We start from the raw sequence: 13294 nt of genomic DNA, 5'->3' as shown, positions 1-13294 counted from the left end.
ATGGTCGATGAGCGCGCGGTGGTGATGGTGCTGGCCGTGACGGTGGTCACCGCCGGCACCCTGGCGGCCATCACCCGCCCCGGCCTCTGGCGCCTTGGCCAGGAGGGGACCCCGGCCGCCTCCAGCGGCGTCCGCTACGGCGGCAGCTACCGCTCCGGCCGCTGGGTGACGGCGACACCCCGCCGGCAGGACTGGTCGGGCTTCCAGGGGCGCGGACCCGGCGCGGCCAAGTGACGGCCAGGAGCCTGCCGGCCCTCAGCCCCGTTCAGGTGCGGGTGCTGCTGGCGGCGGCGGCCCTCTCCTCCAGCGTCAGCCTGGTGCTGGAGCTGATGCTGATCACCCAGGCCAGCTATCTGCTCGGCGATCACGCCCTGGCCACCGGCGTCGTGGTGGGCACCTTCCTGGCCGCCATGGGTCTGGGTGCCTGGGTGAGCCAGTTCCTGGCCACCGGGCCCGACCCCGGTATGCCCCTGTTGCAGTGGTTCCTGGCGGTCGAACTGGCCCTGGCGCCCCTGTGCCTGCTGGCGCCCCTCGGCCTGTTCGCCCTGTTCCGGCTGGGGGGGCCGGTGTGGCTGGCTCTGGTGGTGTTCACCGTGCTGGTGGGGGCGCTCGGTGGCATGGAGGTGCCGCTGCTGACCCGCCTGCTGGAGTGCGGCCAGCAGCTGCGTGTCGCCCTGGCCAGGGTGCTGGCCCTGGATTACCTGGGTGCCCTGGTGGGGGCCCTGCTGTTTCCCCTGGTGCTGCTCCCCTGGCTGGGGCTGCTGCCCACCGCCGGCCTGCTGGCCCTGATGCCGCTGGTCAGCTGCGTGGTGATCGTCGCCGTGTTCCCGGTGGGGCGGCTCTGGCGCCGCTCGATCGCCGTCGCCGTTCCCGTGGTCGCCCTGGCCGGCCTGGGGCTGGTTCCCCTCGGCGACCGGATCGAGGACGGGCTTTACGAGGATCCGGTGGTGGGCCGCATCCAGAGCCGCCACCAGCGCATCGTGCTCACCCGCCGCCGCGACGACCTGCGCCTGTTCCTCGACGGCCAGCTGCAGTTCTCCAGCCTCGACGAGTACCGCTACCACGAGGCCCTGGTGCATCCGGCGATGGCCTGGCACGGTCGGCCTGCCCGGGTGCTGCTGCTGGGGGCGGGCGATGGCCTGGCCCTGCGGGAGGTGCTGCGCTGGCCCGCGGTGCGGCAGGTGGATGTGCTGGAGCTCGACCCGGCCATGGTGCGCCTGGCCCGGGAGCAGCCGTTCCTGCGGCGCCTCAACGGCGCCAGCCTCGAGGACGCTCGGGCGCGGCTGGTGATCGGCGACGCCTTCGAGCGGGTGCGGCAGCTGCGGGGCACCTACGACGTGATCATCGCCGATTTTCCTGACCCGGCCACGCCGGCCCTGGCGCGTCTCTACAGCGTCACCTTCTACGGCCGCCTGCTGCGGCGGCTCGCCCCCCACGGCCTGCTGGTCACCCAGGCCTCGACGCCGTTCTTCAGCCCCAGGGTGCTGGCCTCGATCCAGGCCACCCTGGCCGAGCTGCGGCTGACCACCCGCCCCTACGGCGTGGATGTGCCCAGCTTCGGGCCCTGGGGTTTCGTGATGGCCCACCGGGGCCCGCCGCGGCCGGCTCCGGCCGTGCTCCCCTTCCAGGGCCGCTGGATCGACCAGGGCCAGCTGGATCGCCTGTTTCCCCTGAGCAGGGATCTGGCCCTGCCGCCGGGGGAGCGGGTGCTGCCGAACCGGCTGCACCGGCCGGTGCTGGCCGACTACCAGCGCCAGGGCCGCTGGCGGGAGAACTGATCGTCACCGCCACCCGGACCGCCACCGGCGCCAGGCGACGGCGTCCATATGCTGGGCCCGCCGGCCTTGATGGTCCGGCCCCCGAGCGCTCCGATGGCCGTCTGGCTTCTCCTGCTCCTGCTGCTGCTCGCCGCCGTCGCCCTGGTGCTGGGGCGGCGGGCCCGCCTGCGGCGCCGTGCCCCGAAGCTGCAGGCCCGCACCCTGTTCAACCTCACCACCGGCGACATCGTTCAGCACGACGGCCGTGACTGGGTGGTGGAAGACCGGCTGCTCTACGACGACGACGGTTTCCAGTGGCTGGAGTACCTGCTGCGCGACGGCACCGATGGCCGCTGGCTGAGCGTCTGTGAGGACGACTGGCTGGAAGTGAGCTGGTTGGAGGACGTCCCCGCCGCCGAGCTGGAGGGTCTGACGGCCGACTTCCCCGAGCACGTGCGCTGCCGCGGCCAGCTCTATCACCTCAAGGAGACGGGTCGGGCCTCGGTGACCGCCGCCGCCCGGGTGATGAACCGGCGCCTGACGGGCTGCCGTTACGGCGATTACGAGGGGGCGGAGGGCCGGGTGCTGTCCCTGGAGCGCTGGGAGGAGGGTGGTGATTCCGGGCCGCCGGAGCTCAGCCTGGGCCTGCGCATTGACCCGGCCGCACCGCTGCTGCTGCCCGGGGATGGCCGCTCGGTCTATCGCTCAGCTGTTTCCCCCTGACCAGCCGATCGCTGAGCCGGATTCTGCAGCAGGGCCAGGGCACTGGCGAGGGTATCGGCGGATTCGGCGGTGCGGTCACGGCGCCAGCGCAGGATGCGGGGGAAGCGCACGGCCAGGCCGCTGCGGTGGCGGGAGGAGCGCTGCAGGCCCTCGAAGCCCAGGGTGAAGACCTGCAGCGGTTCGACGGCCCGCACCGGACCGAAGCGCTCGGTGGTGTGGCGGCGGATCCAGCGGTCCAGCTCGGTGATCTCGCCGTCGTCGAGCCCCGAATAGGCCTTGGCGAAGGTCACCAGGCGGCCTTCGCCGTCCCAGAGGCCGAAGGTGTAGTCGGTGTGGAGGTTGGCGCGGCGGCCGCTGCCGGCCTGGGCATAGAGCAGCACCGCATCCAGCTCCATCGGCTCCAGCTTGTGCTTCCACCACAGCCCGCGGCGCCGGCCGACGCCGTAGGCCGAATCGAGGGCCTTGAGCATCAGCCCCTCGGCGCCAACCGAGCGGGCCTGCTGCCGCAGGGTGTCCAGCTCCTCCCAGCTCCCCAGCGGCAGCACCGGGGAGAGGCGCAGGAGCCCGGCGGCGGGGGTGGAGACCGCCTCCGGCAGCCCCCGCACCAGATCCTCCAGGGCGGCGCGGCGCCGGCCCAGGGGCTCGGGGCGCAGGTCTTGGCCCCCCTTCTCCAGCAGGTCGTAGGCCACGAAGGCCGCGGGACACTCCCGCAGCAGGGCGACTCCGGGCTTCTGCCGCCCCAGCCGCCGCTGCAGGGGGCCGAAGCCGGCGGGCTGGCTCGCCCCGGCCGACCAGACGGTCAGCTCCCCATCCAGCACCGTGCCCGGCCCCAGCAAGGCGGCGACCCCCTCCAGCTCGGGGAAGCTGCCATTGATCAGTTCCTCGCCCCGGCTCCAGAGAAAGGTCTGGCTGTCGCGTCGGATCAGCTGGGCCCTGATCCCGTCCCACTTCCACTCCACCTGCCAGCCGGCGGGGTCGGTGGCGGCGAGGCGCTCCGGCTCCAAAGGGGAAGCCAGGCAGAAGGGATAGGGCCGGCTGATCGGGGCGGCCGCGCCGGCCTCCAGCGGCGCCAGCAGGGCCTGCATCGTCTCCAGGGAGGGTTCGAAGCCGCCCATCAGCCGGTGGGCCAGCTCCGCCTCCTCCAGCCCTGCCACCTCCGCCAGGGCCCGGGTGACCAGGCCGGCCGCCACCCCCACCCGGAAGCCACCGGTGAGCAGCTTGTTGAACAGGAAGACCTGCCCCTCGGGGAGCCCCGCCCAGACCGCCAGCACCGCCTCGGCCTGCGCCTCGCCCTCCAGGGCGGCCAGGGCCGGCAACCGCGTGCCCATCCACGCGGCCAGGGGCAGCTCCAGGGGCGGGGCCGGCGGCAGGGCCAGCCGGGGGAGCAGCAGGGCGATGGTCTCGGCCGAATCCCCCACCTGGGCGTGGCAGGAATCGAACAGCCATTCGGGCAGACCGGAGCCCTCCAGAGCGATCTGCCGCAGCCGCCGGCCTGTGATCAGCCGCCGGCGCCGCTTGCCCAGCAGCAGGGCCAGGGCCCAGGCGCCATCGGCCGGATCGGCCACCCGGAAGAAGCCGGCCAAAGCGGCCACCCGGGCCCGGGTGCCGCTGCTGTGCTCCAGGGTTTCGATCAGCTCGGCAAACAGCTGCATGGCCCCAGCCCCAGGTTCAGAGGGCGACCACCCGGTGGCGGCCGGCGGCCTTGGCTGTGTACATGTTGCGGTCGGCCCGCCGGAGGAACAGATCCGCATCCTCCCCGGCCCCGTGCAGGGCGATGCCGATCGAGAACGAGGGCTCGAGGGTGGCGTCACTCCAGGTGATCGGCTCGCTGATGCTGGTCTGGAGGTCTTCGGCGAAGGCGATCGCATCCTCCAGATGCTCGATCCCCTCCAGCAGCAGCAGAAACTCATCACCGCCGATCCGGCCGGCATGGTCACCACGGCGGGTCCGGGCCTGGATCCTGCGGGCCACGGTTCTCAGCACCGCATCACCGCAGGCGTGGCCATGGCGATCGTTGATGCCCTTGAAGCCGTCACAGTCGCAGAAGAGCAGGGCCAGGGGCTGGGCGCTGTGGGCCCGTTCATCCAGGAGCAGCCGCTCCAGCCGCTCGAGGATGGCGGCGCGGCTGCAGAGGCCCGTGAGGGGATCGGTGTTGGCGCGCTGCAGCAGCAGGCGTTCCTCCAGGACCTGCTCATCCACCGGCTGGAGCGTGATCACATAGCCATGGGCCAGGCTCAGGGGGGCCCCGACCGGATCCACCTCGCCACTGGTGTCGACCCCCTGGGTATCGAGGCTGCGCAGCTGGTCGCCGTCGAGCCTGCGGACGCTCAGCTGCACCCAGCTCCAGCCTCCGCCGGGATCGGCCAGCCGCAGACGGCCCTGGCGGATCGGGCCCGACTCCGCCAGCCACTGGTCGAGATCCACCGGCCCGGGTGGCTCCTCGGCGGAGGCGAACAGATCCCGGAACCTCCGGCCGTGCCACTGCTTCTGCTGCCAGCCTGTCATCGGCTGCAGCGACGGCGACACCCACACCACCTGCTGGTGGTGGTTCAGCAGCAGCATCACATCGACGATGTTGTCGGCGAGCAGTCGGTAGAGGGCCGCCACATCCGCCAGGCTGCGGGCGGCCTGGTCCTGCTCGGTCACATCCCGCCAGGTGACCGCGAGCATGCCGCGCTCCGGGGTGATCTCGATGTCGAACAGGCGACGGCCCGTGGCCATGGGCCCATCGGTGGCGGCAAAGCCACTGACGGCGGTGGGGACGTTGCGCATGGCGGCATCGCCATACAGATCGATCAGGCCCTTCTGGCCCATCGACGGGCTGATGGCCAGCAGGGTCTGGCCCAGGATCGCCTCGCGGTCCTGCTGCAGGTGGGAGCAGACGGCTCTGTTGACATCCAGAACCCGGAAGTCTTCGATACTGCCGTCATGGCGATGGACCGACTGCAGCAGCAGAAAGAAATCGCGGCTGGCGTCCACGGCCGTTCGCAGCAACGTGAGCTGCTCGAACGTGCCGGGCAGATGGGCCCCATCCGTCGGCAGGCTGGACGGGGCTTCGCTGCCCTGCGGCGCGCTCGACCAGCGCTCCGGGGGAGGCATCACGGCGGCGTCCGGATTCAGGAGCAGGGCCTCGAAGGCCTCCGGTTCCAGTGGAGGGCCGCACAGGAAGCCCTGGAAGCAGTCGCAGCCAAGATCCTGCAGCATCCGGCGCTGCTCCTCGGTCTCCACCCCCTCGGCGGTGCATTCCATCCCCAGGCCATGGGCCAGGGCGATGGTGGTGGCCACGATGGTCTGATCGACGGGGGAGGTCGCCAGCGCCTGCACGAAGGTGCGATCGATCTTGAGCCGATGGACCGGCAGGGTCCGCAGCAGTTCCAGGGAGGAATAGCCGGTTCCGAAGTTGTCGATCGCGATCCGGAACCCCTGATCGGCCAGCACCCGCAGCTGTTCACGGGCCAGCAGGGGATTGCGGATCAACGCCGTTTCCGTGATCTCGAGTTCCAGCTGCTCCGGCCGCAGCTGGTGCTCCGCCAGGGTCTCCAGCATGGCGCCGATGAAGCGCCCGTCCGGCAGCTCCAGCTCCCGCGGGGAGACGTTCAGGGCCAGTCGCGGGGGGCGGAGGCCCGCCGCCTGCCAGTCGCTGATCCGCTGGGCGGTCTGACGCAGGACCCAGGGGGAGAGCTGCAGGATCAGACCGCTCTCCTCGGCCAGCGGCAGGAAATGGCTGGGCGGTACCGAGAGGCTCAGATGGTTGGTCCAGCGCAGCAGGATCTCTCCGCCGGCGAGCGCGTTGGATGGGGTTCGCTGCGGTTGAATCAGCAGCCGGAACTGTTCGCGATCCAGCGCCTGGGAGAGCTGCAGGCTCAGCTCCATGCGCTCCTGAATCTGGCGGCAGATCGTGCTGGAGTACGCACACACCTGAAGGCTTCCCTGGGCCTTCGCCTTCATCAGTGCCGTGTTGGCGCACTGGATCAGCGTCCGGCTCTCCTGGGCGTGCTCGGGATAGGTGGCGATGCCCACGGAAAAGGTCGGGTCGAGGGGCAGGTCCTTCAGTAACGGCTGCTGCTGGCCCCACGCCTGCTGCAGACGACGGGCGGCGCCCATGGCATCACCGATGGAGCGGACTCCCTCCTCCATGAGGATCAGAAACTGGTCGCTGCCCAGCCGCGCCAGCCAGTCGCCCGGGCCGATCAGATCCCGCAGCCGGCCGGCCATGGCGCGGAGCACCCGATCGCCGACATCGGATCCGAAGTGGTCGTTGATGTCCCCGAAACCATCCACATCCAGGCTCAGGACCGCCATCGACGCGTTGTAGCGGCGACCGCTCAGGCGTCGGTTCAGCTCCTCCAGGGTGGCGAGCTTGTTGGGAAGTCCGGTGAGGGGGTCGCAGGAGCGCTCGCCCGCCACAGCCTGCATCAGGGCCTGCTCGCCGGTGACATCCCTGAGGGTCCCCACCATGCGCGCCGGCGCTCCGCTGTGGTCGTAACTGAGGTGACCCACAGCCTCCACCATCACCTCCGTGCCGTCCCCGAAGCAGACCCGATGGCAGCTGCGGAACACATCGCCCCGGGTGACGGCTCGCCGCACATCCATGTGCCAGCGGAGCCGGTCGTCGGGATGCACCAGGGCGCCGTAGTCCCGGAGCGAGGTGTGCTCACCGCTGCGCTGGCCTTTGCAGAGGCGCCGGGTCTGCTCCGACCAGCGCATGCGGCCGTCACTGAAGCGCAGATCCCAGACACCGATGCCGCTGATCGAGGATCCCTCCTCCAGCAGGGAGAGGGTGTCGGCGAGTTGGATTTCCCGATGGCGCTGCTGGGTTTCGTCGCTGACGCAGCTCACGATCAGTTGCTGCCCGTCGATCTCCAGGACACGGCTGCGGACGATGACATCGCGGATGGAGTCATCGCTGCAGCGATGACGGGTGTGCATGGTCCCGCCGCCGGCGGCGATCAGCTCGCGGCGACGCTCGGCCACCCAGGCAGCGTCGTGATCGGGATCGGCCTGGATCGCTTCCGGGGACAGGGCAAGCAGTTCCGGGATGCTGTACCCCAGATGGGTGTGGGCTGAATCATTGCAGGCGAGAAATTCGCCGCTCAGCGCATCGGAGGCGAGCAGGTCGGTGTCGGTGAGGTCGGCGATCAGGCAGAAATCGGCCAGGCGATCGTGGAGGGTCGCGATGTGGTCTGCCGATCCCCCACGTTCACCCATGACGCCACCGTCCCTTCCTGAAGAACGCTAAAGGCGAGCTGCCCCCGTCACCCCGGACCTTCAACAGTTATTGATTCCCTCGCCGCCCATACTGCGGTTCCATCGCGAACATTCAGCGGGCCTTGATCTCTTCAAGGCTTCAGGCCCGTAAAGCTTCAGGCCGGCAAGGTTTCAGGCCGGCAAGGCTGCGGCCACCTCCCCCTCCTCATTGCGCTGCCCCTCGAAGGCCCTCCCCAGGGGCTCGGCCGCCAGTCCCAGCTCCTCGCGCAGGTAGCGGGCCAGTCCGTCGCTGTTGCCGTGGGTGACGTAGATCTGCCGGGCGCCGCAGTCGCGCACCGTGGCCAGCAGCCCGTCCCAGTCGGCGTGGTCGCTGAGGGCGAAGCCCCGCTCGAAGCCGCGCCGCCGCCGCGCCCCCCGCACCGCCATCCAGCCGCTGACGAAGGCGGTCTGGGGGGTCGTGAACCGCCGCATCCAGGGCGAGCGGTGGGCCGAGGGAGGCGCCAGCACCAGGCGCCCCGCCAGTGAGGCGCTGCGGGGGAGCTCGCTCAGCGGCCGCGTCGGCGGCAGCACCACGCCCTGGCTCCGGTAGGGCTCCATCAGCGCCTGCACCGCCCCGTGCAGCAGCACCTCCTCCTCCACCCCCAGCACCGCCAGCTCCGCCAGCAACCGCTGGGCCTTGCCGAAGGCGTAGGCAAACAGCACGGAGGGCCGCTGGGGTGCCCCGCGCCACCAGGCCAGGATCTCGGCGGCCACCCGGTGGCCGGGCCGCCAGCGGTAGATCGGCAGGCCGAAGGTGGCCTCGGTGATCAGCACGTCGGCGCTCACCGGCTCGAAGGGGGCGCAGCTGGGGTCGGCATCGCGCTTGTAGTCGCCGCTGACCAGCCAGGTCTCGCCGCCGGCGGTGATCCGGATCTGGGCCGAGCCCAGCACATGGCCGGCCGGATGGAACGACACCAGGGCCTCGCCGATGCGGCGCTCCTGGCCGTAAGCCACCCCCGTCAGTTCGATGCCGGCCCCCAACCGCTGGCGCAGCACGCCCTCACCAGGGGTCGCCGCCCAGTAGGCGGCGCTGCCGGGCCTGGCGTGGTCGGCATGGCCGTGGGTGATCAGGGCCCGGCTCACCGGTCGCCAGGGGTCGATCCAGGCCGCCGCCGCCGGGCAGTAGAGCCCCTGGGGGGTGAGCTGGAGCAGGCCGTCGGGCGGCAGGGCCATGGCGCGCTGGTGCTGCTGCAGGGGGATGGCGGCATCCTGGCGGCCCCGGGCCCATTGACGGCGTGCGGGCTCACCACTAGCCATGGGGACAGCCGTCGCCCCTGGCCCGATGTCACTCGACACCCATCGCGAGGAGCTGGAGGCCACCGCGGCCGCCCTGGCCCGGCCGGGCACCGGCCTGCTGGCGGCGGATGAATCCACCGGCACGATCGGCAAGCGCTTCGCGGCGATCGGTGTCGAGAACAGCGAGGAGAACCGCCGCGCCTACCGCACCCTGCTGGCCACCACCCCCGGACTCGGCGAGACCATCAGCGGCGTGATCCTCTACGAGGAAACCCTCTACCAGGAGGCGGCCCCGATCCCGGGCCGGCCGGCCGGATCGATCGTCGATCTCTTCAAGGAGCAGGGGCTGGTGGTGGGGATCAAGCTGGATCTCGGTGTCGAGCCCCTGGCCGGAGGCCTGGCCGGCGAGACCTGGTGCACGGGCCTGCGGGGGCTGCAGGAGCGGGCGGCCCTGGCCTACGCCCGCGGTGCCCGCTTCGCCAAATGGCGGGCCGTGCTGCGCATCAGCGCTGACGGCTGCCCCTCGGAGCTGTGCGTGCGCGAGAACGCCTGGGGGCTGGCCCGCTACGCCCGCACGGCCCAGGAGGAGGGCCTGGTGCCGATCGTGGAGCCGGAGATCCTGATGGACGGCGACCACGACATCCTCACCACTGCGGCGGTGCAGGAATGGGTGCTGCGCAGCGTCTACGAGGCCCTTGGCCGCAACGGCGTGTTCCTGGAGGGCACCCTGCTCAAACCCTCGATGACCTTGCCAGGCGCCGAAGGCTCCGACCGTCCCGGCGCCGCCCAGGTGGCGGCCTACACCGTCCGCACCCTGCGCCGCAGCGTGCCCCCGGCCGTGCCGGCGATCCTGTTCCTCTCGGGGGGACTGGGGGAGGAGGAGGCCAGTGTCCTGCTCTCGGCCATCCATGCCGCCGACCCGGGCGCCCCCTGGCACCTGGGGTTCTCCTACGGCCGGGCCCTGCAGCATTCCTGCCTGAGTGAATGGAAGGGGAGCGACACGGCGGCGGGCCAGGCGGCCCTGCTGGCCCGCGCCCGGGCCAACGGCGCCGCGGCCCGCGGGGCCTATGTGGCCGGCTCCGAACCCTCCGGTGATGCCGGCTCGCTGTTCGTGGCCAACTACAGCTACTGAGCCGCTGCCGAGTCCAGGGGTCCGGGCCGGCCCCTCAGGCGCTCATCGCCAGCATGCGTTCGATCGGCACCAGAGCCCGCAAGCGGATCTCCTCGTCGAGCTCGATGGCCGGCGCCATGGTGTGGAGGCATTGCCACAGCTTCTCGAGGGTGTTCAGCCGCATGTAGGGGCAGGCGTTGCAGCTGCAGCCATCGGCCCCGGGCACCTCATGGAAGGTCTTCTCCGGTGCCCGCCGCCGCATCTGATGGAGGATGCCCGGCTCGGTGAGCACGATGAAGGAGGGGGCCGGGCTGGTCTGGGTGCGCTGCAGCAGCTTGCTGGTGGAGCCGATGAAGTCGGCCAGATCGAGCAGGTGCTGCTGACACTCCGGATGGGCGATCACCTCGGCCTCGGGGTGTTCCTGGCGCAGGCGCAGCAGGGCCTGCTCGCTGAAGGTCTCGTGGACGATGCAGCTGCCGGGCCAGAGGGTGAGCTCCCGGCCGCTCTGGCGGGCCACCCAGCGCCCCAGGTTCTGGTCGGGGGCGAACAGGATCGGGCGATCGGCCGGCAGCTGCTGCACCAGGTGGACCGCGTTGCTGCTGGTGCAGATCAGGTCGCTCTGGGCCTTCACCGCCGCGGAGCAGTTGATGTAGCTCACCACGACGTGGTCGGGGTGGCGCTGGCGGAAGTCGGCGAAGGCGTCGGCCGGACAGGCGTCGGCGAGGCTGCAGCCGGCTTCCAGGTCGGGCAGCAGCACCGTGCGGCCGGGATTGAGGATCTTGGCGGTCTCCGCCATGAAGTGGACGCCGCAGAAGACGATCACCTCGGCGTCGGTGCTGGCGGCGCGGCGGGAGAGCTCGAGGGAGTCACCGATGAAATCGGCGCAGTCCTGGATGGCGTCGTCCTGGTAGTAGTGGGCCAGGATGATGGCGTTGCGCTCGTTCTTGAGCGTGTCGATCGCGGCGGCCAGCTCAGCACGGGGCGGGCAGGCCTCAGGGCTGGGTTGGGGCGTGTGGGTCAGCGTCTGCGTGAAGACCAACCGATGCCCCTTCTCATGCACGATGATCCCACTCTAGGAAGCGGTCGGTATTGGCTGAGCTGAACATCGCCATTGCGGGGGATCTGCACGACCAGTGGGATCGCAGTGACCACGACGTGCTGGATCGGATCCGTCCGGATGCCCTCCTGCTGGTGGGCGACCTCAGCGACGGCAAGTGCCGCATCCCCGAACTGCTCGCCACCCTGGAGCTGCCGATCGCCTGCGTGCTCGGCAACCACGATGCCGGCAAGGACGGCAGCGGCCGCACCCTGCGCCGCCAGCTGGAGCTGCTCGGCGAGCGGCACTGCGGCTGGGGTCTGAGGGAGCTGCGTCCTCCCGGACTGGCGGTGGTGGGCGCCCGTCCCGGCACCGCCGGCGGCGGCTTCCACCTCTCGAAGGCAGTGCGATCGGTCTACGGACCGGTGGGCCTGCAGGAGTCCGCCGAGCGCATCAGCCGGGCGGCCCTGGCCGCCGATCCCCAGCTGCCGCTGATCCTGCTGGCCCATTCCGGCCCCAGCGGCCTGGGCACCCAGGTGGACGACCTTTGCGGCCGGGACTGGAAGGCACCCGCCTGCGACTGGGGGGATCAGGATCTGGCCCTGGCGGTGGACCAGATCCGCCGCCGCCGCCGCCTGCCCCTGGTGGTGTTCGGCCACATGCATCACGCCCTCTGCCATCACCAGGGGGAACGGCTCAGCTTCCGCCGCGACGCCCAGGGCACCGCCTTCCTCAACACCGCCTCTGTTCCCCGCCACGGCGTGGATCAGCAGGGACGGGCCCTGCGTCACTTCAGCTGGGTCGTCTTCTCAGACGGCGATCTGCGCCACATCAGCCACCGCTGGTACGGCATCAACGGCGCCCTCCATTACGAGCAGACCCTCTGGACGGCGTCCCTGCCGGCGGCGGGGGTGCTGAGTCCTTGCTGATCCACGCCTGCGTCAGCAGCCATGGCTTCGGCCACGGATCCCGCACGGTCTCGGTGCTCTCTGAACTGGCCGCCCTGAGGCCCGACTGGCGGCTGGTGGTCTCCACCGGGCTGCCCCAGGGGTTCCTGGAGCTGTCCTTCGGACGTGTGCCCTACGAGCTGCGCCCCTGCCGCTGGGACGTGGGGGTGATCCAGGCCGATGCCCTCGGAGCCGATGCCGTCGCCACCCTGGCCGCCCTCGAGCGGCTGGAGGAGGAGCTGCCGGCGCTGGTGGAGCGCGAGGCCCGCTGGCTGGAGGACCAGCGTCAGCCGGTCCTGGTGCTGGGGGATGTGCCTCCGGCGGCGGCCCTGCTGGCCCGTCGACTGCAAGTGCCGCTCGTGTGGCTGGCCAGCTTCGGCTGGGACGTGATCCATGCCCCCATGGGCCCGGCCTTCCGTCCCTGGGCCGATCGCCACCGGCAGCTCTACGGCCAGGGGGATCTGCTGCTCCATTGCCCCCTGTCCCTGCCGATGGACTGGGGGGTACCGGAGGTGCGGCTGGGCCTGACCTGCTCCCGGCCCCGGCTCGATGGCGAACGGCTGGCCCGGGAGCTGGACCTGCCGGCGGACCGGGAGCGGGTGGTACTGGTCAGCTTCGGGGGGCTCGGCATGGCGATCGACCCGGCGCTGCTGGCCCGCTGGCCCGAGCATGTGTTCATCGGGCCGGAGCCGCTGCTGGCCACGGTGCCCAATGGCCGTTGCCTGCCGCCGGGGGTGCGCCCCCTCGACCTGATGCCCCTGGCCGGACGGCTGATCACCAAGCCCGGCTACAGCAGTTTCTGCGAGGCCTTCAGCCAGGGGGTGGGCATCCATCTGGTGCACCGGAGCGGCTTCGCCGAGGCGCCGGTGCTGGAGGAGGACCTGCGCAACCACGGCTGGCACCGGCTGCTGAGCCAGGAGTCCTTCCGCCGCGGCGACTGGGAGCTGGACCAGCCCCTGATTCCCCCCCGGCGCGGCCCCCTGGCGGACGACGGGGCGTCCACCGCCGCACGGACGCTCGTGACCTGGCTGGAGGGACGATCAGCACTGCCTATGGGGTAGGCCTTCAGGATTTGATCATCTGTTCATCGAATCCGGGAGATATCAGTCCCTGGCTGTAACCGGAATGCAAAACGTCATTCTTGATACAAGTAGACAGTTGTTCGACCGTCACAAATAAGGAATCGATTCTGCTGATTCATCGGCAAATTACCGCCAAGTCTCGGCGGCATGAATTC

10 protein-coding genes are annotated in these 13294 nt (G+C 70.9%); 6 read left to right on the top strand and 4 right to left on the bottom strand.

The window, feature by feature from the left end; all coding sequences use genetic code 11:
* The 3 genes from KUG39_RS09575 (at nucleotide 1) to KUG39_RS09565 (ending at nucleotide 2480) form a co-directional block, all read left to right on the top strand.
* Nucleotides 1–234, top strand: a complete 234-nt coding sequence (locus KUG39_RS09575; protein ID WP_094584667.1) for a hypothetical protein — start codon at nucleotides 1–3, stop codon at nucleotides 232–234.
* On the top strand, nucleotides 231–1778 hold the full coding sequence (locus tag KUG39_RS09570; RefSeq protein WP_216914758.1) for a polyamine aminopropyltransferase: 1548 nt from the start codon (nucleotides 231–233) through the stop codon (nucleotides 1776–1778). The genes KUG39_RS09575 and KUG39_RS09570 overlap by 4 nt, the downstream gene beginning before the upstream one ends.
* A gap of 93 nt (nucleotides 1779–1871) precedes the next feature.
* The gene (locus tag KUG39_RS09565; RefSeq protein ID WP_216914756.1) at nucleotides 1872–2480 is read left to right on the top strand and encodes a DUF4178 domain-containing protein; all 609 of its coding nucleotides are present in this window, start codon (nucleotides 1872–1874) and stop codon (nucleotides 2478–2480) included.
* Here the strand turns inward: KUG39_RS09565 and KUG39_RS09560 are convergent.
* The 3 genes from KUG39_RS09560 to KUG39_RS09550 all read right to left on the bottom strand — a co-directional run bounded on the left by KUG39_RS09560 (nucleotide 2456) and on the right by KUG39_RS09550 (nucleotide 8900).
* Nucleotides 2456–4132 carry an ATP-dependent DNA ligase gene (locus KUG39_RS09560; protein ID WP_216914754.1) on the bottom strand — a complete coding sequence of 559 codons (1677 nt, stop codon included), beginning with the start codon at nucleotides 4130–4132 and terminating at the stop codon, nucleotides 2456–2458. The genes KUG39_RS09565 and KUG39_RS09560 overlap by 25 nt on opposite strands.
* A gap of 16 nt (nucleotides 4133–4148) precedes the next feature.
* Nucleotides 4149–7688: a bifunctional diguanylate cyclase/phosphodiesterase gene (locus KUG39_RS09555; RefSeq protein ID WP_216914752.1), complete on the bottom strand. Its 3540-nt coding sequence runs from the start codon at nucleotides 7686–7688 to the stop codon at nucleotides 4149–4151.
* Between the two features lie 171 nt (nucleotides 7689–7859).
* Nucleotides 7860–8900 carry a ligase-associated DNA damage response exonuclease gene (locus KUG39_RS09550; protein WP_216914930.1) on the bottom strand — a complete coding sequence of 347 codons (1041 nt, stop codon included), beginning with the start codon at nucleotides 8898–8900 and terminating at the stop codon, nucleotides 7860–7862.
* A gap of 109 nt (nucleotides 8901–9009) precedes the next feature.
* Here KUG39_RS09550 and KUG39_RS09545 point away from each other — a divergent pair, with 109 nt between their 5' ends.
* Nucleotides 9010–10095 carry a class I fructose-bisphosphate aldolase gene (locus KUG39_RS09545; protein ID WP_094584659.1) on the top strand — a complete coding sequence of 362 codons (1086 nt, stop codon included), beginning with the start codon at nucleotides 9010–9012 and terminating at the stop codon, nucleotides 10093–10095.
* Nucleotides 10096–10129: 34 nt separating this feature from the next.
* Here the strand turns inward: KUG39_RS09545 and nadA are convergent, their stop codons facing one another.
* Nucleotides 10130–11095, bottom strand: coding sequence for a quinolinate synthase NadA (gene nadA / locus KUG39_RS09540; protein ID WP_216914928.1), 966 nt, complete (start codon nucleotides 11093–11095; stop codon nucleotides 10130–10132).
* A 68-nt stretch (nucleotides 11096–11163) separates the two neighbouring features.
* Between nadA and KUG39_RS09535 the strand changes: the two genes are divergently transcribed.
* A complete protein-coding gene (locus KUG39_RS09535) occupies nucleotides 11164–12039 on the top strand; it encodes a TIGR04168 family protein (RefSeq protein WP_094584657.1) in 876 nt (291 codons plus the stop codon).
* Nucleotides 12033–13118, top strand: a complete 1086-nt coding sequence (locus KUG39_RS09530; RefSeq protein ID WP_216914750.1) for a hypothetical protein — start codon at nucleotides 12033–12035, stop codon at nucleotides 13116–13118. Before KUG39_RS09535 ends, KUG39_RS09530 begins: the two co-directional genes overlap by 7 nt.
* The last annotated feature ends 176 nt before the right edge of the window (nucleotides 13119–13294 follow it).

Origin of the sequence: Synechococcus sp. CCAP 1479/10 (assembly GCF_019038515.1) — a bacterium.
GTDB lineage: Bacteria > Cyanobacteriota > Cyanobacteriia > PCC-6307 > Cyanobiaceae > Cyanobium.
The sequence above is the reverse complement of the archived record's forward strand: the minus strand, read 5'-3'. Positions and strand labels throughout refer to the sequence as shown.

Excerpts from the sequence above, each read along its gene's own strand:
- KUG39_RS09550 (WP_216914930.1), bottom strand. The coding sequence starts at position 8,900 with ATGGCCCTGCCGCCCGACGGCCTGCTCCAGCTCACCCCCCAGGGGCTC.
- KUG39_RS09575 (WP_094584667.1), top strand. The coding sequence starts at position 1 with ATGGTCGATGAGCGCGCGGTGGTGATGGTGCTGGCCGTGACGGTGGTC.
- KUG39_RS09560 (WP_216914754.1), bottom strand. The coding sequence starts at position 4,132 with ATGCAGCTGTTTGCCGAGCTGATCGAAACCCTGGAGCACAGCAGCGGC.
- KUG39_RS09555 (WP_216914752.1), bottom strand. The coding sequence starts at position 7,688 with ATGGGTGAACGTGGGGGATCGGCAGACCACATCGCGACCCTCCACGAT.
- KUG39_RS09565 (WP_216914756.1), top strand. The coding sequence starts at position 1,872 with ATGGCCGTCTGGCTTCTCCTGCTCCTGCTGCTGCTCGCCGCCGTCGCC.
- KUG39_RS09545 (WP_094584659.1), top strand. The coding sequence starts at position 9,010 with ATGTCACTCGACACCCATCGCGAGGAGCTGGAGGCCACCGCGGCCGCC.